Below are 20,152 nucleotides of genomic sequence, written 5' to 3' on the forward strand. Positions count from 1 at the left end.
CAAAACGTAGAACAAACATGTTTTCAGTAGGGGACAAAGTAGAAGTGATAGACGAACTTATCTCAGGGGTAGTTACCAAAATTACCCCCAAAGGGGTGTGTATAGAGACCTCCCAGGGGATTAGTCTTACTTTTGCCCCTTCGGAATTGGTCAAAACAGACCTGAACGCTTCTGTTCCCTATCATAGAGCCATGTATGTGGAGCCTAAGGAGGAAAAAAAGAAGAAAAACACGGCACCCAAGGGACAAAAAACGAAAAAAAAGCCTACTCACCATATGGAAATAGACTTGCATATAGAGAAATTGGTTGCCCATACCCATGGCATGACCAATTTTGATATGCTCAATACCCAACTGGAAGAAGCCCAGCGCTGTATAGAATATGCCATAGAGAAGGGAGTTCCTAGTATCGTCTTTATACACGGCGTAGGGGAGGGCGTACTTAAGGCCGAGTTAGAGACACTTTTCTCCCGCTATGACCTAAGTTATCAGGAGGCTGACTATATGCGTTATGGCATGGGGGCAACGGAAGTATTTTTGCAAAACATATTCTAAAAATATAAAGATAATGACAACAAAAGAAAAATTATCATTACTACGTAATGAGATGAAAGCCAATGGCTTGGATGCTTTTGTGGTTTTCAATGCAGACCCTCACATGAGTGAGTATTTCACCCCTTATTGGGAGGAAAGGAAATGGATTTCCAGTTTTGATAGCTCAGCAGGCTACATATTCATCACACATGACAAGGCTGTATTATGGACAGATGGCCGTTACTTAGTACAAGCTAAGAACGAGCTTACAGGTACAGGTGTAGATTTCTTCATAGAAGGCACCAAGGATGCTCCCCTTAGCCAAGAATGGCTCTTAAACGAACTTCCCCAAGGGGCAAAAGTAGGCTGCAACGGCCTTTGTACGCCTCACAATACATGGAACTTACTCAGCGATACACTCAAGAGAAAGAGAATTACCTTGGTAGATAAGCCCTTGATTGAGAAGATATGGAAAGACCGCCCTAAGGACGATAGAAAGCCTATCTATGTACGTGCTGAAAAATATACAGGTCGCTCAACTTCGGATAAGTTAGCAACCCTCAGGGGTATTATGGCAGAGAAAGGGGTTACCCACTTCCTTGTTACCGCTCTTGATGATATTGCTTGGGTGACCAACCTCCGTGGTAATGATGTGAATTTCAACCCTGTTTTCTTGGCTTACCTCTGCATTACCCCTAAGAGTGCTACCCTTTTTGTAGATACTAAGCAGTGCGATGATTCGGTAAAGGCTTACCTCAAAGAGCAACATATTGAGCTTAAGGATTACCATGATTACTTTAAGGAATTACAAAAACTCAAAGGAGAAACCATCTTGCTCTCCCCCGATGCCAACCAAACTATCTATAATACAGTAGGTGAGCACAATACCCTGCATATTGCTCCTTCGCCTGTACAACTACTCAAGGCAGTGAAGAACGAGACCGAATTAGAAGGTTTCCGCAAAGCCATGGTAAAGGATGGGGTAGCCTTGGTCAATTTCTTCTATTGGCTCGAAAACAACATAGGAAAGACCCCACTTACCGAGCACTCTTTGGGAGATATCATGGACAAGTTCCGCGCCGAACAAGGGTTCTTGGCCAATAGCTTCGGTAAGATCATAGGTTATGAGGGCAATGGAGCAATAGTGCATTACCATGCCGCTACCAATCCCGAAGTGCCTATGCATGCCAAGGGAACCGTACTGATAGACTCTGGTGCCCACTATATAGAAGGCACTACCGATATTACTCGTGTGATTCCTCTTGGGGAATTTTCAGAAGACTTTAAGCGTGATTATACCCTTGTGATGAAGGCGATGATCACCCTAAGTACCACTATATTCCCAGCGGGTACTCGTGGGGTACAGCTTGATTCCATCACCCGTGCTATTCTCTGGAAGAATCAGCGTGATTATGGACATGGTACAGGCCATGGGGTAGGTAGCTACCTATGCGTACACGAAGGGCCACAGAGCATTCGTAAGGAGATGAGAGATGTGCCTATGCTTGAACATATGGTTTGTTCTAATGAGCCTGGTATCTACTGTGAAGGTCGCTATGGTATTCGTATAGAAAACCTCGTTGCGGTACAGAAACACAGCTCTAATGAGTTTGGCGATTTCTACCGTTTAGAGACCCTTACCCTTTGCCCATTGGATACCCGTGCGGTTATAGTGGATATGCTTACAGAGGAGGAACGCCAATGGCTCAATAACTACAACCAATGGGTAGAGAAAACCCTTAGCCCTTTGGTAGGTAAGGAGCAACAGGCTTGGCTAAAAGAAAGATGTAAAGCTATATAAATCAAAAGGTTAAGAAGGAGTGACTAGCTCTACTAAGGCATGTGGCTGAATGACAAAGCGCTTGCCAGTGGCCAGTTCCAAACACTCATAGCGCTTGATTTTCTTATTGCCTTTTCTAAATACACGTCCGTCATCGGTGCGGAAAAGACTATCAGTGGGGAGTTCAAAAACATAATATTTTGTACGCTCCCCATTGTCATATTGTCGCATAGCCAGCGTTAGGTGTACATCGGTATCACTACTGGCAGAAGGGTTTTGGAAGTGAATGATAAGGTAGGAAAGTAGTTCAGCAGGGAAGATCTCAACTCGCAAAAAAGGCTTCATGAGGGCTTGGTAGGTAGTTTTCCATTCGTTGCCATGAGGTTTTATTTGCTTGCCATACTTCTCAATAGCCACTAAGTGCGCAATCTCGTGGATGAGGGTCATCAGAAAGCGATATTTGTTCAGATTGGCATTGATTGTAATCTTATGCTGTCCGTTGGGCAGGCATTGGTAATCCCCATGCCTACTCTGTCGCTCATTGACGATCTTGAGGTAGATCCCTAAGTTCTTAATCAGTTCAAAACAAGGTACTACCGCCTCAGAAGGTAAGTATTTGTATAAAATGGCTTCCATAATGAGTGCAAAAATAAGAAAAAAAACAGTAATACAAGTAAAATCATGGAGAAAATCATAAGAGAGTTTGCCCTATTGCGATATGTTCGCAATTGTAACCGAAAGGGAGAGTTTCCCAAATTCCAAGAAATAGCTAAAGCGATGTCCCCTTATGTCAAAGAAAGAGAGGACAATAAGGAACGCAAATATCGCTATGATAAGCAGTTATTTCACCGAGATAGGGAAGCACTTGAGGACAAAGGTTGTGAGATAGAGCGCAATAAGGAAAACGGTTATTTCTTTAATGAAGAGGGGAGCGAGCTTATAGATGACCTTTTGACCGCTTATATGCTGCTGACTGCCCAAAATAAGGATGGACTATTGCCTATGTATGTGATTCCAGAGCCTCGTAGAAACACAGGAGCAGAACACCTACCTGATTGTATGCACGCTATAGAGGAGCATTACCAGCTACAACTTACCTACTATGACTATCGTGATGAGCAAACCAAGACCTATACCGTGCAACCTTATAAGCTCAAGCATAAGGATTACAAGTGGTACCTCTTGGCGGTAGATGTAGCCCGCCCTGAAATACCCTTTAAGTCCTTTGCCTTGGAGCGTATCAGGAGTATAGAGGAGGGGGAGTTTTTCTCTCCTAACAAGCAATTAGATTTTGTAACCCCCTATCGTGATGCCTTTGGTATGTTCACCGATGAGCAGGCCGAGCGGCTAGTCTTAGAATTTGACCATCGTGATGGCAACTATCTTATGGCCTCGCCCATACACCCCTCTCAGAGGGTAGTGCATAAGACTGATACCCGAATCACCTTTGAACTGTATATCAAGCCTACCCTTGACCTCGTTATGGAGCTGATGAAGCGCAGTTGGTCACTGACCATCGTAGAACCTCAGCACCTAAGAGAGAAGTTTGTCAAGTACTGGGAAGAAGCGATAAAGAGGAATAAAAAAGTGAAGAGAGAAAAGTGAAGAGTGAAAAGTATTAAGACGCAATAAATTACGCCTCTACAGTGAGGATACCATAGAGGCGTATAAATTTACAAATGAAAAAAGATTGAATTAAACTTTATTACGTTTGTAGTTATTATGGGTATTTTGCATTAGTTGCAATTCCATTTTACCTATAATATACTCAAATTCTCTTTTAAGTTCTGTTTTGTCAATACTATTTCTAAATTCCACATCATTAGATAGTTTTGTACCTCTTGCTGCAAGTTTTTTATAAGTTTTTTTGTGGAGTCCTTTCTTTAAAGAGTTTGTTATTTTTACTAATTCAGAATAATTTTCACCTTTTAGATTATTAAGGATACTATCCATAGATTCTTTGTGGTCGATAGCTATCTCTGAAAGCTTAGATATCTTAAAAGGAACAAAGGTTCTATTATTTTGAAAATCTTCAGAGAAAAGAGCTTTGCCATTAATTAGTAGGCTACCATCATCAGCTATACTTAGTTCTTTGAGATGTTTTATCTCATCCCATTGATCCTTAGCATAAAAGAAGCGGATATGGTCAATTTGTTGATTAATGATATTATCAAAGTATTTCTTGTCATCTGTTTTGTAAAAATATTGTTGAATAAATCGAATAGGGAAGAAAAAATCACTACTTTTATTGAAACGATTCTGACTAATTAATCTAAAAAAGAAATTTTCACGGATATCCTCATGAGAATATTTATCTTTTACTTCAGTAGTAACATCATCGATAGTTTCATCAATAAGTTCATCAACAGTGTCTTCAATATTAGAATCTGGAGTTACTTCTAAAACATTAACAATAACACTTTCTATAAAATCAAGATATTTATTAAATCCTGATTTGTAATTTCTAATGATTTTCGAACCCTTATCTATATTGTCTAAATAATTTATACCTTTTTCTTTTAATATTTCTAAGCCTTCAGTATCTTGTGTTTGAAAAAGCTTCTCTACAATAGGGAACACCTTATACTCAAGCAGGCGATCAGCATTTTTGATATAGTTCAAGTAACTACTTATACTATCAACAGAGACACCGTTTGCTGGTAAGAACTTCTTGAATTCTTCCTCCATGAATATATTCCCAAATTTCTTTTGGACTTTTTCTCCATGTTCTTCAGCATATTCATCTAAGAAAGTGAAATATAATTTTATAGCAGACTTGTAGGTACTTGTACCTGTACGAGGGTTACCATTGATAGGAATTGCATGCAGAGGCTTCAAGCCGCTATCCATATCATCGGTAGAATAGGTGAATAACCTATATATTTCTTGAGTATTTCCCTCTTTAAAATATTGGTAGAGGTCATACTTATTATTGACTGTTTTACAATTAGCAATACGGCTTCCAATGGTTCCTTTTTCATAATGACCTTGTTCTAGCCATTCTTTGAACTCTTGTTCTTTTTCTAAAATATTCATAAACTATAATTTTAAAATTTCAGATTGCGAAATTACGAAAATATTTTTATATATACAAATAAATTTTATTGTTTGTTGAGCAAAGATTTAATCCATTCTAAGAATCTAGTTCGGTTATCTCTATTGCTGGATTTTTCTATTGTTCTCTCATACCAATCATTAGTAACATAATATTCTTTACCATTGTATGTAAAAAGATCATTGGGATAATATCGGTCTCTTCCACTATTATCTTTGCTACTATTCTCCCCATCTGCTTCTAGTAAGATAGGGAAGGTGTGCCCTAAGTTCTTACAAGCTTGAACATCGGTAAGGGTTATAAGATTATTCTCTAATAGGCCATAATCTCTCATGAATTCGAGTAATTTGAAGGCAAAATCTTTATTGGGAAGCTCATCAATACCTTCTAATATATGCTTATTCTTATGTATTGGGCTTGTGTCTTCTCCCACTTCCTTTTTGCTCGCCAATTGAAACTTTGCTTTTGAGAGGATGTCCTCTATCTCTGAGAGGAGGGCGATGGGGGTTGTCCGTGGGGCAATCTCTTTGTAGGCTTCACCTCTTTGCAGAGCTTCTGTGACAAGGTGTAGCTGTGGATAGGTCGCCTCATCCAGTTGGTCTAAGGCTGTAACAGTTTGTGGGACAGCATGTAAGGTAAGGTCATAAATGGACTGGACGATGAGGGGAACTAAACCTCCCTCGGAAGTAGAGGTATAGGCTACCTTATCATTGATAAGTACTTGCCCACTTTCAGGCTCTATGCGTAGTTCCTTTAGATGGGTTAACTTTTCAGGGGTTTCTCCTACAGAATAGTAGATATTTTTACTCAAGCGTTCTATCATATCATAAAAAAGTTTTTGATGCATGTGATCAAGTGTGGAGCGAATAGCACTTAGGGATAGCGTTATACGACCATCACTGCTGCACAAGTGGTATCTGTTTATTTCAGAAGAGAGGGTTCTTTGTACCTGCTGGAAATCCATAGACTTGCCGAGTAGATCTATCTCTGTTCTCCCTAAGATTTCGTTGATACGTTTGTCTAACAATTGGTAAAATTCAAAAGGAATTACTGTCTCTTCGGTAAAGAAAGGCAGCTGTATAATGCTGCGCTCATGGTGCAAACGTCCTTCGGTATCTATCCATAGGGAAGGGGAGAAAAGGCTGTTATACTCCATAATGTCCTTTACTGTCATGGTATCCTTGTCCAAACACTCGGAGGTGCCTATCAGGTGGATACCCTGCGCCTGAGAGTCTTCTAAGGCATTGAATAAGTCCTTGTGCTGGTGATAGGAAGCATAGGCATCGCTAACGAAGATGATCCAGCGGGTCTCAAAGGTATTTTCTGCCTTGCGTTTTTCATTTTCAGCTACTATTAAGGGGAGTACTTCCTCAGCTTGGTTGGCCTCAGTAAGCATAAAGGGAGCAATACGGGAGCGTAGCTCAGGGTGCTCAAGAGGCTCCTCTATCCAAGCGATCTGTACCCGCTTGTGGTTGTTGGAGGTCAGTAGCGAGTGCAGGAACAGCTGTTGGAGTTTGTAGCGATAGGAAGGCAGATCACTCTCTATGGCGATATGCTTGGAGGTTGCTAAGTCTATAGCATACAAATCACGATCATCTAAGCCTAAGACAATAGGGAGTATTCCTTTAGTCTTTCTAAAGCAGAAATAAGATAGTAATTCCCGTAGGTGAAAGAAATGGCTACTCTGGTTGGGCATACGGATTTCTATAAACTGGTGTTGTGTCATCTCTCCCAGAAAACTATCGGAGCGCACCATATAGCCAAGGGGAAAGGCTTGTTCTATTCTCAATAACTCTTTGGTAGAGAGTGGCTTTTTGAGTTTTACTGAGAAAGTGGTATAGGCCTTGCTGACCCTAAAATGTAGGGACTTCTTGAAGGGAACAAGCAAGGAGATTAGTTTTTCCTTGATATAACGCTCCTGTTGGGCAATCTCTCTTTGCAGCAGTGCGCGCATGGTGGGTTGATTTCTCATGGCTATCTGTTTTTTTTCGATGGGGCAAAGGTAGTTCTAAGAGGTTATCAAATTGTGATACCCATATGAAAAAAATATACAAATAAAAAAATATGGGAAAATATTTGATTTTTGTAATTAAATGTTATATCTTTGCTCTTTTATTAGTGAAAAGTGAAAAATGAAAAATGAATAATAACTAAACTCAAAATTTGAAACTCAGCATTCAAAACTTTTTCTATAATATTCTTAACTTTAAAAATTAAAAAAATGAAATTTACAGAGTACAAAGCCTTAGAACTGACCCGAATAGCCGAAGAGATATTGCAATTCTGGAAAGATAACGCTATATTTCAGAAAAGTATAGATTTCCGCAATGGGAAGGAGCCTTTTATCTTCTATGAAGGGCCGCCTTCTGCTAATGGATTGCCTGGTATTCATCACGTAATGGCACGTTCGCTAAAGGACATTTTCTGTCGTTTCCATACCCAATTGGGGGCACAGGTATTCCGCAAAGCAGGTTGGGATACCCATGGCTTGCCAGTGGAGTTGGGGGTAGAAAAGGAATTAGGCATTACCAAGGATGACATTGGTAAAAAAATCTCTGTAGCCGATTATAATAAAGCCTGTAAGGAAGCGGTGATGCGCTATACCAATATATGGAACGACCTTACCGAAAAGATAGGCTATTGGGTGGATTTGGACGATCCTTACATCACCTATAAGCCCAAATATATGGAAACGGTATGGTGGCTTCTTAAGCAATTGTATAACAAAGGTTTGCTCTATAAGGGCTATACCATACAGCCCTATTCGCCTAAGGCAGGGACAGGGCTTTCCTCCCATGAGCTGAACCAACCTGGTTGCTATCGCGATGTAAGTGATACGACCATTACCGCTCAGTTCAAGGTAAAAGATTTCTCTCCTAAAGCAAAGGTGGAACTTGGTTCTGCTGAGGGTACTGTGTATATATTGGCTTGGACGACTACCCCTTGGACTTTGCCATCCAATACCGCCTTGGCAGTGGGTAAAAATATTGACTATGTCTTGGTGCGTACCTTTAACCAATATACTTTTGAACCGATACAAGTAGTGTTGGCTAAGGAATTGGTAGAAAAGCAGTTTGGAGCAAAGTTTTTCAAAACTTCAGAGGAGGCAGATTTTACCGCTTATGCCAATGATGAAAATCGCAAGAAGGTGCCTTATGAGGTTCTGGCCGAGTGTAAGGGAGCAGACCTTGTGGGTACTACCTATGAGCAACTTATTCCTTGGTTTCTCCCTGAAGAAAACCCAGAAAAAGCCTTTAGAGTGATTCCAGGTGACTTTGTAACTACAGAGGACGGTACAGGGATCGTGCATATAGCGCCTACCTTCGGGGCAGATGACGCCCGTGTAGGGAAAGAAAATGGCATTCCGCCCATGTTGGTCAAAGATGAGAATGACAATTTAGTACCTTTGGTGGATTTGCAAGGGCGTTTTCTCAAAGGAGACAAGGTGCCAGCCCTTTTTGCGGGAAAATATATCAAGAATGAATATTACAAGAGTGGCGAGGCACCCGAAAAATCATGGGATGTGGAGCTGGCTATATTGCTCAAGACAGAAAACAAGGCCTTTAAGGTAGAAAAATATGTCCATAGCTATCCTCACTGCTGGCGTACAGATACCCCTGTGCTTTACTATCCGTTGGACTCATGGTTCGTTAAGATGACCGCAGTAAGAGATCGCTTGGTGGCACTCAATCAAGAGATTAACTGGAAACCTAAGGCTACAGGAGAAGGGCGTTTTGCCAATTGGTTGGAGAATATCAATGACTGGAACCTTTCCCGTTCTCGCTATTGGGGAATTCCGCTGCCTATTTGGCGTACCGAGGATGCCAAGGAAGAAAAAGTTATCGGCTCGGTGGAAGAGTTGGTTGCAGAAATCAACAAGGCGGTAGCGGCCGGTGTGATGAAAGAAAATCCGTTTAAGGATTTCAAAGTAGGGGATATGTCCGAGGCCAATTACGACCAGATAGACCTGCATAAGAACATAGTAGATGAGATCATATTGGTTTCCGACTCAGGCAAGCCCATGAAGCGTGAAAGTGACCTAATAGACGTATGGTTTGACTCAGGGTCTATGCCTTATGCACAGGTACATTATCCTTTTGAAAACAAAGACCTTATAGACAAGGGCAAGGCTTTCCCTGCTGACTTTATTGCCGAAGGGGTTGACCAAACTCGCGGTTGGTTCTATACCCTACATGCGATTGCTACAGCGGTATTTGATACCATCTCTTATAAAAATGTGATGTCCAATGGTTTGGTATTGGACAAAAATGGACAAAAGATGTCCAAGCGCTTGGGCAATGCGGTAGATCCGTTTGAGACCTTGGCCAAGTATGGAGCCGATGCTACTCGCTGGTATATGATCTCCAACGCCAACCCTTGGGACAACCTCAAGTTTGACGTAGATGGGATAGAGGAAGTACGCCGCAAGTTCTTCGGTACGCTTTACAATACCTATTCTTTCTTTGCTCTCTATGCCAACTTAGACGGCTTTACCTATGCTGAGGCGGAAGTGCCTTTGGAAAAACGACCAGAGATAGACCGCTGGATTCTCTCCGAGCTCAATACCCTTATTGCCAAGGTTAAAGAAGCTTTCCTAGATTACGAGCCTACTCGTGCTACTCGACTTATCTCTGACTTTGTACAAGAGAACCTAAGTAACTGGTATGTACGTCTTTGCCGTCGTCGTTTTTGGAAAGGAGAATACGAGGAAGATAAAATATCCGCTTACCAAACCCTCTATACCTGTTTGGAAGTAGTGGCTAAGCTCTCCGCTCCAGTGGCACCTTTCTTTATGGACAGACTCTACCGAGATCTTAATGGGGTAACAGGCAAGGACAAGGCCGAATCAGTACACCTGACTGATTACCCAGAGAGCAAGACACAATATATAGATAAGGCCTTAGAAAGCAAGATGGAGAAGGCGCAAAATATCTCCTCTTTGGTGCTTTCTCTGCGTAAGAAAGAGATGATCAAGGTACGCCAACCCCTACAGAAAATACTCATTCCTACCCTTAGTGAAGCCGAAAAGGCAGAGATATTGGCGGTGGCCAACCTCATCAAGCACGAGGTGAATGTAAAGGAAATAGAGTTTATCGATGATGCTTCAGGTATTTTGGTAAAACAAATCAAACCTAACTTCCGCACATTAGGGCCTAAGTACGGTAAGCAGATGAAGGATATAGCCGCAGTGATTAACGGCTTTACCCAACAAGATATACAAGCCTTTGAACGCCAAGGTACTAAAGAAATCACTCTTGATGGAGAAAAACTTACTCTTACCTTGGACGATGTAGAAATCACCTCTCAGGATATAGAAGGTTGGCTTGTGGCTAGCTCCTCTACGGGCTTAGTAGTAGCCTTGGACGCTACTATTACCGATGAGTTGCGCGCAGAAGGTATTGCCCGCGAATTGGTCAACCGTATCCAGAACCTTCGCAAAGATACAGGTCTTGAGGTAACCGATAGGATTCGTATTCTTTTGCAACAGCAAGACACGCTTGAGAAGGCTGTTCGTGCCAATGAAGCCTATATCAAAGCCGAGACCTTAGCCAACGAAATCCTCTTTGCCGACACCCTCCAAGGAGAAGAAGTCGCCTTTGATGATATTGTGACTAAGATAGTGGTGGAAAAGGCTTGATTTGGATTATAGTTATCATTTTCGTGACCTCACGAAAATGATATTGGTCAATTAGTCTTAGAAACAAGATGTTGATTATCAGTATTGGTGATCATTTTCGTGACCTCACGAAAATGATCTATAAGAAAGTAAATTGAACGAGTTAAGGTAACTTTTTAAGGAACAAGATAAAAACAATTTGAGGGATGAAGAAGTTTTTTCACATATTCATATTGTTATTAGTACCTTATATGTGTAGTTATGCACAGTCAGCAACTACTGATTGGGCAAAGATGGGGCTGAAAGGTAGGGTAAAATCGGTAGAAACATCATTCTATTTTACTATAGAGAAAGATGGAAAAATAACCAAGGGAGATCCTTTCTCTATGGGGTTTTATTCGTCTGAGAAAATAGAGCAGATGCACCTGATACAGAGAATGGGGGCTGTTGCCTTTTTTGCTGCCTTTTTGATAGATATTGTACCTTCGGTAATTACCTATAATTCCAATGGTTTTTTAGTAGAGAAACGTTTGTTCGACACAACACTGCACCAGAAGATAGTATATACTTACGATACGAAAAATCAGCTTATTGACAAATCAACTTTTGTACGAGACCAATTAGTTGTAAGAGATTCCTACAGATACAACACTGATGGAGAGAAAACAGAAGAGCTTCTCAATACAGATAGAAGGGGAAGGAGGGGTAACTTGTAAATATAGCTATAATGCTGATAGACAGCTTATAGAATGTAACTATATAGATGTAGATAAATTTCCAAGTGCTAAGGAAGTCTATACCTATAAGGACAAAAAGCTTGTCAGCAAAGATACTTACCGAAATGAGAAACTAAGTGCTCGTGCACTCTATCAGTACAATTCTGAAAATCAGCTGATATGTTCCCTATTCCAAGGAGTGGGAAATGCGATATGGGATTCTAAATACATTTATGATAAGAATAAGAAACTAAGTGAGGAGTATATTGTGATAAATGGCAATGAGAAAAATGGTTTTTTGAATAAATTCTCTTCAGATGGTCGCTTAATTGAGCATTTGACCTTTTCTTCTAACAAACTTAGTACTTTTCATTATACAAATGACAAACAAGGAAACTGGATCAAGCTCATTAACTATGAACAGGGTATACCTATTCTCTATGTAGAGCGAAAAATAGAGTATTTCAAATGAAATAACATGATAAAAGTAACCCAAAGTAGAAAAACTATTGAAAGAATATCAATTCCCTACTAAATATTAAATGTATGGAAATTACCAATATAAATCAGTTAGACCTTATCAATGGTCTCTACACTTATGCAGACTATCTGTTGTGGAAGTTTGAGGAACGAGTAGAGCTGCTTCGGGGACGGATTTTTAGGATGTCAGGGGCTTCAGTAGCGCATCAGCGGATCTCAAGAAAGCTCTCTACTCAGATAGATAACTACCTTGAAGGAAAGGTATGTGAGCTTTTTGTAGCCCCTTTTGATGTGGTTTTGACCTCTTCTGACGGAAAGGAGAACACAGTACTACAACCCGACTTGTGTGTCGTCTGTGATCCTGAGAAGCTCAAGGACGGCAAGCGTTGTAATGGAGCTCCTGATTGGGTAGTGGAGATCATCTCGCCCAGCAATGCCGAGAAGGAACTCCGTAAGAAAATGGAGATTTACCAAGAGGCTCAAGTGTCTGAATATTGGGTGATACGTCCTGAAGAAAAAGAATTGGATATATATCTACTTAGAGAGGGCAGATATGTACCCCAGCTTCCGCTCTTTGCGGGTGATATAGTAGCCCCTGAGAAATTTCCTCAGTTACAAATTGATTTGACAACTATTTTTTAGGCCATGACATTTACAGAAGAACAAATCAAACAATTGGCGGATTCGCTTAATGTAGAGACGGCACGAGAGGTAATACACATTACCCTTTCAGTGGGTGAAAATCTGGCTCTTACAGATAGTAAGTTGGGAGGGCTTCCCTATATACCCAAGGGGGGCACATTACCTACTACCTCTCAGGGCGAGCCACTCTTTATGTTGGCACAAATCAATTGTGAGCAACTGCCTGAAAATAGTCTATATCCTAAGAAAGGATTGTTGCAATTTTGGATAGCCAGCGATGAGTATTATGGTGCTGATTTTGAGAATCGTTGTCAGAATGATACCAAGAGGATATGCTATTTTCCAGAGATACAGGAAAGCCTTCCTATAGCATATATTAAGGAGCTTTATACAAAGATAAGTACCTCAAAGAGAGAAACAAATAATATTTTCACCCGGGAAAATGCCCTTGAGCTTCCTTTTAATCCTAACCAAAGCTTAGCATTGGGCTTTGAAAAGTCAGTAGAAGGTATCTCTTATGCAGATGTACATTTCGACGATGAGATGCAGAAGATATGGGAAGCTGCTTTTTCGGAAGAATTTCCAGGATTATGGGGGTTACCAGAGGAAGTTCTAAAAGTGTTTTACAAATATCTGTCTAATGGAGCGGGACATAAAATAGGAGGTTATCCTGATTTTGCCCAATATGATCCAAGAGAAGATGATAACTTTCACGATACATTATTATTGCAAATAGAATCCGAGTGGAATGAACAATATTCGGTGATGTTTGGGGATGCAGGAGTAGCGAACTTCTTTATCAATAGAGAAGATTTAGCCCATTGTAAGTTTGACGATGTGTTATATAATTGGGATTGTGGTTGATGTAGAGAATAGTTGTCAGTATGAGTAAGGTTTCTAAAGACAGAGGGTGATGATAGGGAGTAAATAACTTACAAAATTTGAATAAGACATAGTATGATAAAAGTAACAAAAGTAGAAAAACTCTTTCCAAGTATAGAGGAAGTTTTTGAAGCTCCTAAAGAGTGGTTTAAGTATGTTTTCTTTCCACTACTGACGGTAGAAATAGAGAATGAACAGCAACAAAAAAGCAAGGCGCATTTTATCTCCATGTATGCTTGTGGATTGGCAGAGTATGAGTCAGAGCGTACAGATTGTAATTGGTTCTTTGTACGTTTTGAGAAAGCAGGGGACAAATACCGTTTTGATGGAGAGATGGATTGGTTGCCTAATTTTTCTGAACTGCCTCAGTGGTATCAAAATGCAAAGGAAGATTATGCAGCCCACAAAGACCTTTACCTCAATAGTGAGGTGAAACACAGCTATGACCCCTCACCCTATAAGGAGAGTTTAGAGAAATGGGAAGCTATCAGTGGGGATTATGCCACTTATATGGATACACTACTAAGCTATTGGGTAACTCGTGATAAATACCAAGAAACAGGCAAGTTTGTCGCTGGTAATCACTACACACAAGGGTATAGCGGACACGAACGAGAGATATATGAGCTTACCCCTTACGATGAAGATGAAGAAACCTATGAGGATTTAGACGAATATTTGGAATATCGTTTGGATACAGAATCCTATCTCTGTGAAGAATATGGTATTTCCTTAGATGATAAGGACTATTTAGGCTATGTAATAGGATATAACTATTTACAGTACAGTGCCGATACAATTTCGCTATTTATCTCCCCTGATGAGAAAGAAGTATATAACTGGTTTAGTTTTAGTTAAATAAAGTATATGGAACCCACTCAAGAACAGATCAAAACTTTAGCAGCGAAGCTAAACGAGGCTACTAAGAAAGAAGTCATTACTATAGAAACGCGTGAAGAAGAAAACCTCTCCCTTACCGATAGTAAGTTTGGCGGTTATCCCTATGTACCTAAAAACGGACATATCCCCAGAGATAGCGAGGGGAATCCTTTTTTTATGGTAGCACAAATCAACTGTGAGCAGTTGCCTGAGAACAATATATATCCTAAGAAAGGACTATTGCAGTTCTGGATTATAGACGGTGATGACCTCTATGGGTTGGATTTGCAGGACCCTTGTAGTAATGCAGGCAAGCGAGTGCTCTATTTTCCAGAGCTTACCGAGGGTCTTTCCTTGGACGAGGTAAAGCTCCAGTACGTGCTCACCGAGGAATATACCCCTATGACCCCTTATAAGGAATTGGCGCTTACTTTCATTCGCAGAGAAGAGGGAATTACCCCATGGGATGTGAATTTTGATCGCCTTTTTACCGACTTATGGAATGAAGCCTTTTCCGATGATATAGAAACAATATGGGATCTGACCGAAGAGACTCGACGACTGTTGTGGGACATTGTCCCCGATGGTACAGAGCATCGTATAGGAGGGTATCCTTATTTTACCCAACAAGATCCCAGAGAGGAGGACTCACCATTTACCGAGCTGCTCCTTCAGATGAACTCCGATGGCGATTATATCATGTGGGGAACCATGGGGGTAGCTAACTTCTTTATTCATAAGAAGGATTTGAAAGAAAAGAATTTTGAAGAGGTGCTATATAACTGGGACTGCTAATTAGTGATTAAGGCAGGTCAATCCTATGATGTAAGTAAAGATGGGCTAATTTTGGGTAAAATACCATAAATAGAAAGTTTTCTCTGTGTTATGTATGCAAATATCCAAAAAATTTCGTATCTTTGCGGAACTTAAAAAAAGGGGTATAAATGCCTTTTTTTAAGGAACAAATTTGTAAGTAAAAACCAGTATATTATGGATGTAAAAGTTCGTTATTCCGATAAGGATTTGCAAGAGTTCAAGGCGATTATAGAGGAGAAATTGGAGAAAGCCCAAGCGGATTTGGAGTTCTTACGCAATGCTTATCTCAATGGAGCTGACAATAGTGTAGATGATACTTCACCTACTTTCAAGGCTTTTGAAGAAGGCTCTGAAATGATGAGTAAGGAATCCAATATGGCACAGGCTACACGCTTGGAAAAGTTCATTCGTGATTTAAAAAATGCACTTATCCGTATAGAAAACAAGACTTATGGTGTATGCCGTGTAACAGGAAAGCTCATAGATAAGGAACGCCTCAAGGCTGTACCTCATGCGACCCTAAGCATAGAGGCTAAAAATATGCAATAATTTTTTCCATGATTGTACAAGAAATAAGGTAATTGATGCTTGCTTCAGTTACCTTATATTTTTTTATACAATGAGCCAAGAAAAAAATTAAAATAAATTTGTAAAATAAGAAAAAAACATATATTTTTGCACCATATTTTGTGGATAAAAACTAAAGCCCCCTTAGAAAGAACCATATAAGACTAATAAATAGATTTGTTTATGAAAGCACCCACTATCAAACATGAGGATTATGCAGTAATAGCCGATTTTATTGCGGTAAGCTTTGAAAGAGATTTGGCTTCTTTTTCTCAAATTTACAAAACAATGAATGCCGAATACCTAGAGAGTTTCAAAAAGGCAATAAGCAAGCTGAAAAACAATGATTCTACCAATGCCATCGTTGTAAAACAGAAAGAAACTACGGCAAAACTATACAAACAGGCCGACGAACTCCGCCGAAGCATTACTTTCCTAAAGGATTATACGGAGCGTTCTGGTCTGGATACCTCCTTGCTCAAGGTGATTGTAACCAAAATCAATGGAAAAAATATAGCAGGAGTGGTTAAGGCTGTACGCGATGCCATTCCTTATTACAGCGATAATATGGAGCGTATTGCTGATATGCCCGAAGGCTTCTTGGAGAAGGTAGTAGAGCAAACCAAGCAGCTCGATGCGCTTAACATACAGCAAAATACGCTAATGAATGAGCGCAAACACCATACACAGGCCAATAAGGAGATGTACCAGCTGATTAAAAAGTATATAGGTGATATAGCTAAGGCTGGGAAGCTCATTTTCAGAGGACAAAAGAAAGAAGAAGAATATGTCATTAGTAAAATAGTGGCAAGAGCCAAAACAAACAAACAAAGTAGAATGGAACAAGGTCGGGAAGAGATTCCTAACCCGTTGTATGAGAATTAGTTAAGTCATATTTTATGGTGATAATAGCCTGATGTCCTTTGCGATATTGGGCTATTGTTTTATTCGTAGCGGATCAGCTCAGGCATATTGTAATTGAAGTAGGGGAGCCTGAAATCGGTATTGTTGATACTGGTGAATTTCTGTATATGGTTGCCTACTCCAGGCACACGTGGCATATAGATGAAAGAAAACTGGAAATTGCCCAAAGGGATATAGTCATTGGTGATATAGAAGCCAATGCCAACTTTGGTCAGTACCTGATCCTTTAGCAAATTGCGGTTGTCATTACCTATAAACCCTATATCTCCCATAAGAAAAGGACTCACACGGAATCCCCACAGAGCGAAAGGCGAGTAGGATTGTGTCTGTAAGGTTAGTATAGACTTGTGTATGCCTGTAAGTGTAGGGCTATTGAAGCCTATAATCCCCGTGGAGCCATTGAGGGAGATTCGATCCTTTACATAGTCCTTGCGGGAGAGTCCCACTACGGAGCGCCATTTGACAAATTGTCTAAAATGCCATTGCCCAATGTTGAATAAAGGGGAAAAATAGGTAAACTCCCAGCGTAAGGTTGTTTGTTTGTTGCGCTCTTGGGTGAGAAAGCCTCCCAATTGTACATCAGCGGCTAAATAACCAAAGGAGAAATAGTCTCCATAACGCAAACGTCCGCCCAGATATGGTGTTCTATAGCCGAGATTGTCTTGGACTCCGCCAATAAGGGCAACACTTTTGCCTATGGGAATATCTTCTATATCCTGATGCCTGAAAATATATCTATCTTGCTCATACCCTATGTAATTTACCCCCAAAGAAGCCAAAAAAGTATTCTTATCCGAATAGAAATGTTCGGGGTCTAGGAACTCATCAGGCTTTTTTAGGTAGTTTATTCGATAATAGCGCAAGGAAAAGACCATATTGGTTACCCGATTGACAGGAGTATAGCGCTTGAGTATTGGGAAAGAAATACTTCCCCAGAGATTGCTACCTGAGACCTTGAAATCGGGACGATAAAGAGAGTCATTCTTGAGGATGGTATCGTCAAAAGTCCGTTGATAGACACTGGCACCCCCCGCCCAACGGGTATAGAGAGAGTAGTAAGGGCGAGAGAGCGATCCATATTTGTAGTAATATTTGTCAAAATCCATAGAGTAGCCAACGGACGCGTTGAGCGTAGTGGCATATAGGTTAGGAATCTCATAGTCAAAGCCAAAGCTAGGGCGGGTACTTCCTCGGATTTCTTGGCTATACCTACCCGATAGTTGGTGCCCCAAACCTAAGAAATTGCGCTCGAAAACCCGCACTGTGCCTTCGTTAAGAGAGCCCATAGCATCGGCATAGAGGCTCCAGCTATCCAAGACATTGACCCTAATATCCACTGAATCCGCACTATGGGTAGCCACAGGCTGTATATACACCCTTCGAATATGATATTGACTACGCAGCACACGGGCTGTTTCTTTCATTTTGATAGAATCCAAAGGCGTATAAGGGTCAAAGAGCAAGAGGCGTCTGACTACCTTCTCTTTGGTCTTGTTGTGGAAGCGATTGCCCAAGCGCTCCCATTTGTTGGGTTGTTGGGTACTATCCCGCTCATCAAAGCCCAAGGGGTCATAGGTGGTAATCTCGATACGGCGAATGATTTTTCCCTGAAAAGTTATCCAACTGGAAAGTGCTTTAGGTTTGGGAGGGGGAGGAGTGGCAGGCACCGATTCTCCTGAGGTAAAAATAAGGTCATAAAGGCGGCGGCCGATCTTACTTTTCTGAGTTTTGCGTTCTATTCTCCGATATAGCGAATCCTCTTTTGCTTTTATAGAGTCATTTAGGAACACTTTGGTACGTAGCGTATCCTGTGCCAGCGCTAGCTGACACCCTAAAAAGGCTATAAAGACTATAAAAAAGAATAGTTTTTTCAAAATTATCCTTGCATTTTTTCACCAAAAGCTAGATCACCGGCATCACCTAGGCCTGGGACGATATAGCTGTTTTCGTTGAGATGGTCGTCAATGGTAGCTATCCATAAGTGGGCATTTTCGGGGAAATGTTGGCTGACGTACTCCAATCCTTGTTTGGAGCCGATGACGGCAAAAAGGTGTATTTCCTTAGGAGTGCCCAGCGGTTGGAGGGAGTTATATACATTGACAAACGAACGTCCTGTAGCCAGCATAGGGTCGGCCAAGATAAGGATATTGTCCTGCAAGGAGGGAGAGGCTAAGTACTCTACTAAAATCTCAAACTCCGAAGGGGAGGTATGCTTGCGGTAGGCAGAGATAAAGGCATTGTCGGCCTTGTCAAAGTAATTCAATATCCCTTGGTGCAGTGCCAATCCCGCACGTAGGATAGAGCATACCACAATTTTATCCTGTATCAGAGGAATGTCCTTTTCCCCCAAGGGGGTGGTGATCCGCTGTACTTGGTAGGGGAGGGTCTTGCTCATCTCGTAGCTTAGGAGTTCTCCTATACGTTCCAAGTTTCTCCTAAAGCGCATTCTATCCTGTTGGATATCAACACTTCTGAGCTGGGCTACAAACTCAGAGAACAAGGAGGGCGTTTGGTCAAAAGGGTGAATAATCATTTGTTCAAAAATAAATTTTTTTATTACGCAAAATAACGATATTTTTGCAAATAAAACAAGGAATATGTTTAGTAAATTAGCCTATGACATTTTTTGGGAGAGTATCCTGCGCTATCATATAGCCGATGATGTGAACCAACCCTTTGAAAATCCGTACGATAGCAAGACTATTGAGCACCTATTGTATCGTAAAAATTGGATAGATACGGTACAGTGGCACTACGAGGATATCATTCGCGATCCTGACATTGACCCCAAGGAAGCACTGCTGCTTAAGCGAAAAATAGATGCTTCCAACCAAGACCGTACCGATACCGTGGAGTATATAGACAGCTATTTCCTTCACCAATATAAAGACGTAACCCCACAGGCAGGGGCAACCATTAATACCGAGAGTCCTGCATGGGCAGTGGATAGGCTCTCTATCTTAGCCTTAAAGATCTACCATATGCAGCAGGAAACCAAACGCACTGATGCCTCCGCTGAACATATAGCTAAGTGCCGAGAGAAGCTCCAAGTACTCCTCCAGCAGCGGGAAGACCTCTCCCTAGCCCTTGATCAACTTTTGGACGACATCGCCGCAGGGCGAAAATATATGAAGGTATACAAGCAAATGAAGATGTATAACGATGAGGAGCTGAATCCGATTTTAAGGAAATGAGGTAATTGAAAATACGCTAAAAAATAATAGTTCATTTCTGCAAAAAGTAACCTATATTGTTACTTTT

18 protein-coding genes are annotated in these 20,152 nt (G+C 40.9%); 13 read left to right on the forward strand and 5 right to left on the reverse strand.

What is annotated here, in order from left to right; genetic code table 11:
• Positions 1–17: 17 nt before the first annotated feature.
• A complete protein-coding gene (locus tag HMPREF1154_RS05435; RefSeq protein ID WP_009641590.1) occupies positions 18–554 on the forward strand; it encodes a Smr/MutS family protein in 537 nt (178 codons plus the stop codon).
• A gap of 13 nt (positions 555–567) precedes the next feature.
• Positions 568–2,334 carry an aminopeptidase P family protein gene (locus tag HMPREF1154_RS05440; RefSeq protein ID WP_009641577.1) on the forward strand — a complete coding sequence of 589 codons (1,767 nt, stop codon included), beginning with the start codon at positions 568–570 and terminating at the stop codon, positions 2,332–2,334.
• Positions 2,335–2,343: 9 nt separating this feature from the next.
• Here the strand turns inward: HMPREF1154_RS05440 and HMPREF1154_RS05445 are convergent, their stop codons facing one another.
• On the reverse strand, positions 2,344–2,949 hold the full coding sequence (locus HMPREF1154_RS05445; RefSeq protein ID WP_009641591.1) for a SprT-like domain-containing protein: 606 nt from the start codon (positions 2,947–2,949) through the stop codon (positions 2,344–2,346).
• A 45-nt stretch (positions 2,950–2,994) separates the two neighbouring features.
• Between HMPREF1154_RS05445 and HMPREF1154_RS05450 the strand changes: the two genes are divergently transcribed.
• Positions 2,995–3,918 (forward strand): helix-turn-helix transcriptional regulator, encoded by a 924-nt coding sequence (locus HMPREF1154_RS05450; protein ID WP_009641570.1) that lies wholly within the window; start codon positions 2,995–2,997, stop codon positions 3,916–3,918.
• Between the two features lie 90 nt (positions 3,919–4,008).
• On the opposite strand, the gene HMPREF1154_RS05455 is transcribed toward HMPREF1154_RS05450, so the two are convergent.
• Positions 4,009–5,349: a hypothetical protein gene (locus HMPREF1154_RS05455; protein WP_009641551.1), complete on the reverse strand. Its 1,341-nt coding sequence runs from the start codon at positions 5,347–5,349 to the stop codon at positions 4,009–4,011.
• Positions 5,350–5,414: 65 nt separating this feature from the next.
• The gene (locus HMPREF1154_RS05460) at positions 5,415–7,340 is read right to left on the reverse strand and encodes a hypothetical protein (protein ID WP_009641564.1); all 1,926 of its coding nucleotides are present in this window, start codon (positions 7,338–7,340) and stop codon (positions 5,415–5,417) included.
• Between the two features lie 249 nt (positions 7,341–7,589).
• On the opposite strand from HMPREF1154_RS05460, the gene ileS reads away from it, so the two are divergent.
• From ileS to HMPREF1154_RS05500, 9 genes are all read left to right on the forward strand, one after another.
• Positions 7,590–11,006 carry an isoleucine--tRNA ligase gene (ileS, locus tag HMPREF1154_RS05465; RefSeq protein ID WP_009641576.1) on the forward strand — a complete coding sequence of 1,139 codons (3,417 nt, stop codon included), beginning with the start codon at positions 7,590–7,592 and terminating at the stop codon, positions 11,004–11,006.
• 185 nt (positions 11,007–11,191) lie between these two features.
• Entirely contained in the window at positions 11,192–11,701 is a 510-nt protein-coding gene (locus tag HMPREF1154_RS13695; protein ID WP_232211977.1) for a hypothetical protein, read from the forward strand.
• Positions 11,640–12,173 carry a hypothetical protein gene (locus tag HMPREF1154_RS13700; RefSeq protein WP_050999703.1) on the forward strand — a complete coding sequence of 178 codons (534 nt, stop codon included), beginning with the start codon at positions 11,640–11,642 and terminating at the stop codon, positions 12,171–12,173. Before HMPREF1154_RS13695 ends, HMPREF1154_RS13700 begins: the two co-directional genes overlap by 62 nt.
• 74 nt (positions 12,174–12,247) lie before the next feature.
• Positions 12,248–12,823, forward strand: a complete 576-nt coding sequence (locus HMPREF1154_RS05475; RefSeq protein WP_009641612.1) for a Uma2 family endonuclease — start codon at positions 12,248–12,250, stop codon at positions 12,821–12,823.
• A gap of 3 nt (positions 12,824–12,826) precedes the next feature.
• Complete coding sequence (locus HMPREF1154_RS05480) at positions 12,827–13,687, forward strand: YwqG family protein (protein ID WP_009641614.1); 861 nt, start codon at positions 12,827–12,829, stop codon at positions 13,685–13,687.
• 93 nt (positions 13,688–13,780) lie between these two features.
• Positions 13,781–14,563, forward strand: coding sequence for a hypothetical protein (locus HMPREF1154_RS05485; RefSeq protein ID WP_009641617.1), 783 nt, complete (start codon positions 13,781–13,783; stop codon positions 14,561–14,563).
• Between the two features lie 9 nt (positions 14,564–14,572).
• Positions 14,573–15,379 carry a YwqG family protein gene (locus tag HMPREF1154_RS05490; RefSeq protein WP_009641611.1) on the forward strand — a complete coding sequence of 269 codons (807 nt, stop codon included), beginning with the start codon at positions 14,573–14,575 and terminating at the stop codon, positions 15,377–15,379.
• Positions 15,380–15,574: 195 nt separating this feature from the next.
• The gene (locus HMPREF1154_RS05495; RefSeq protein WP_009641581.1) at positions 15,575–15,949 is read left to right on the forward strand and encodes a TraR/DksA family transcriptional regulator; all 375 of its coding nucleotides are present in this window, start codon (positions 15,575–15,577) and stop codon (positions 15,947–15,949) included.
• Positions 15,950–16,150: 201 nt separating this feature from the next.
• On the forward strand, positions 16,151–16,852 hold the full coding sequence (locus HMPREF1154_RS05500) for a hypothetical protein (protein WP_009641593.1): 702 nt from the start codon (positions 16,151–16,153) through the stop codon (positions 16,850–16,852).
• Positions 16,853–16,911: 59 nt separating this feature from the next.
• Here the strand turns inward: HMPREF1154_RS05500 and HMPREF1154_RS05505 are convergent, their stop codons facing one another.
• Positions 16,912–18,765, reverse strand: a complete 1,854-nt coding sequence (locus HMPREF1154_RS05505; RefSeq protein ID WP_009641605.1) for a hypothetical protein — start codon at positions 18,763–18,765, stop codon at positions 16,912–16,914.
• A 2-nt stretch (positions 18,766–18,767) separates the two neighbouring features.
• Positions 18,768–19,424: a uracil phosphoribosyltransferase gene (gene upp / locus HMPREF1154_RS05510; protein ID WP_009641546.1), complete on the reverse strand. Its 657-nt coding sequence runs from the start codon at positions 19,422–19,424 to the stop codon at positions 18,768–18,770.
• Positions 19,425–19,488: 64 nt separating this feature from the next.
• Here upp and HMPREF1154_RS05515 point away from each other — a divergent pair, with 64 nt between their 5' ends.
• A complete protein-coding gene (locus HMPREF1154_RS05515) occupies positions 19,489–20,085 on the forward strand; it encodes a DUF4254 domain-containing protein (RefSeq protein ID WP_009641550.1) in 597 nt (198 codons plus the stop codon).
• Positions 20,086–20,152: the final 67 nt, after the last annotated feature.

Origin of the sequence: Capnocytophaga sp. CM59 (genome assembly GCF_000293175.1) — a bacterium.
GTDB classification, from domain to species: domain Bacteria; phylum Bacteroidota; class Bacteroidia; order Flavobacteriales; family Flavobacteriaceae; genus Capnocytophaga; species Capnocytophaga granulosa.

Coding starts and splice junctions, on each gene's coding strand:
- HMPREF1154_RS05435 (WP_009641590.1), top strand. CDS start 18: ATGTTTTCAGTAGGGGACAAAGTAGAAGTGATAGACGAACTTATCTCA.
- HMPREF1154_RS05440 (WP_009641577.1), top strand. CDS start 568: ATGACAACAAAAGAAAAATTATCATTACTACGTAATGAGATGAAAGCC.
- HMPREF1154_RS05445 (WP_009641591.1), bottom strand. CDS start 2,949: ATGGAAGCCATTTTATACAAATACTTACCTTCTGAGGCGGTAGTACCT.
- HMPREF1154_RS05450 (WP_009641570.1), top strand. CDS start 2,995: ATGGAGAAAATCATAAGAGAGTTTGCCCTATTGCGATATGTTCGCAAT.
- HMPREF1154_RS05455 (WP_009641551.1), bottom strand. CDS start 5,349: ATGAATATTTTAGAAAAAGAACAAGAGTTCAAAGAATGGCTAGAACAA.
- HMPREF1154_RS05460 (WP_009641564.1), bottom strand. CDS start 7,340: ATGAGAAATCAACCCACCATGCGCGCACTGCTGCAAAGAGAGATTGCC.
- ileS (WP_009641576.1), top strand. CDS start 7,590: ATGAAATTTACAGAGTACAAAGCCTTAGAACTGACCCGAATAGCCGAA.
- HMPREF1154_RS13695 (WP_232211977.1), top strand. CDS start 11,192: ATGAAGAAGTTTTTTCACATATTCATATTGTTATTAGTACCTTATATG.
- HMPREF1154_RS13700 (WP_050999703.1), top strand. CDS start 11,640: ATGGAGAGAAAACAGAAGAGCTTCTCAATACAGATAGAAGGGGAAGGA.
- HMPREF1154_RS05475 (WP_009641612.1), top strand. CDS start 12,248: ATGGAAATTACCAATATAAATCAGTTAGACCTTATCAATGGTCTCTAC.
- HMPREF1154_RS05480 (WP_009641614.1), top strand. CDS start 12,827: ATGACATTTACAGAAGAACAAATCAAACAATTGGCGGATTCGCTTAAT.
- HMPREF1154_RS05485 (WP_009641617.1), top strand. CDS start 13,781: ATGATAAAAGTAACAAAAGTAGAAAAACTCTTTCCAAGTATAGAGGAA.
- HMPREF1154_RS05490 (WP_009641611.1), top strand. CDS start 14,573: ATGGAACCCACTCAAGAACAGATCAAAACTTTAGCAGCGAAGCTAAAC.
- HMPREF1154_RS05495 (WP_009641581.1), top strand. CDS start 15,575: ATGGATGTAAAAGTTCGTTATTCCGATAAGGATTTGCAAGAGTTCAAG.
- HMPREF1154_RS05500 (WP_009641593.1), top strand. CDS start 16,151: ATGAAAGCACCCACTATCAAACATGAGGATTATGCAGTAATAGCCGAT.
- upp (WP_009641546.1), bottom strand. CDS start 19,424: ATGATTATTCACCCTTTTGACCAAACGCCCTCCTTGTTCTCTGAGTTT.
- HMPREF1154_RS05515 (WP_009641550.1), top strand. CDS start 19,489: ATGTTTAGTAAATTAGCCTATGACATTTTTTGGGAGAGTATCCTGCGC.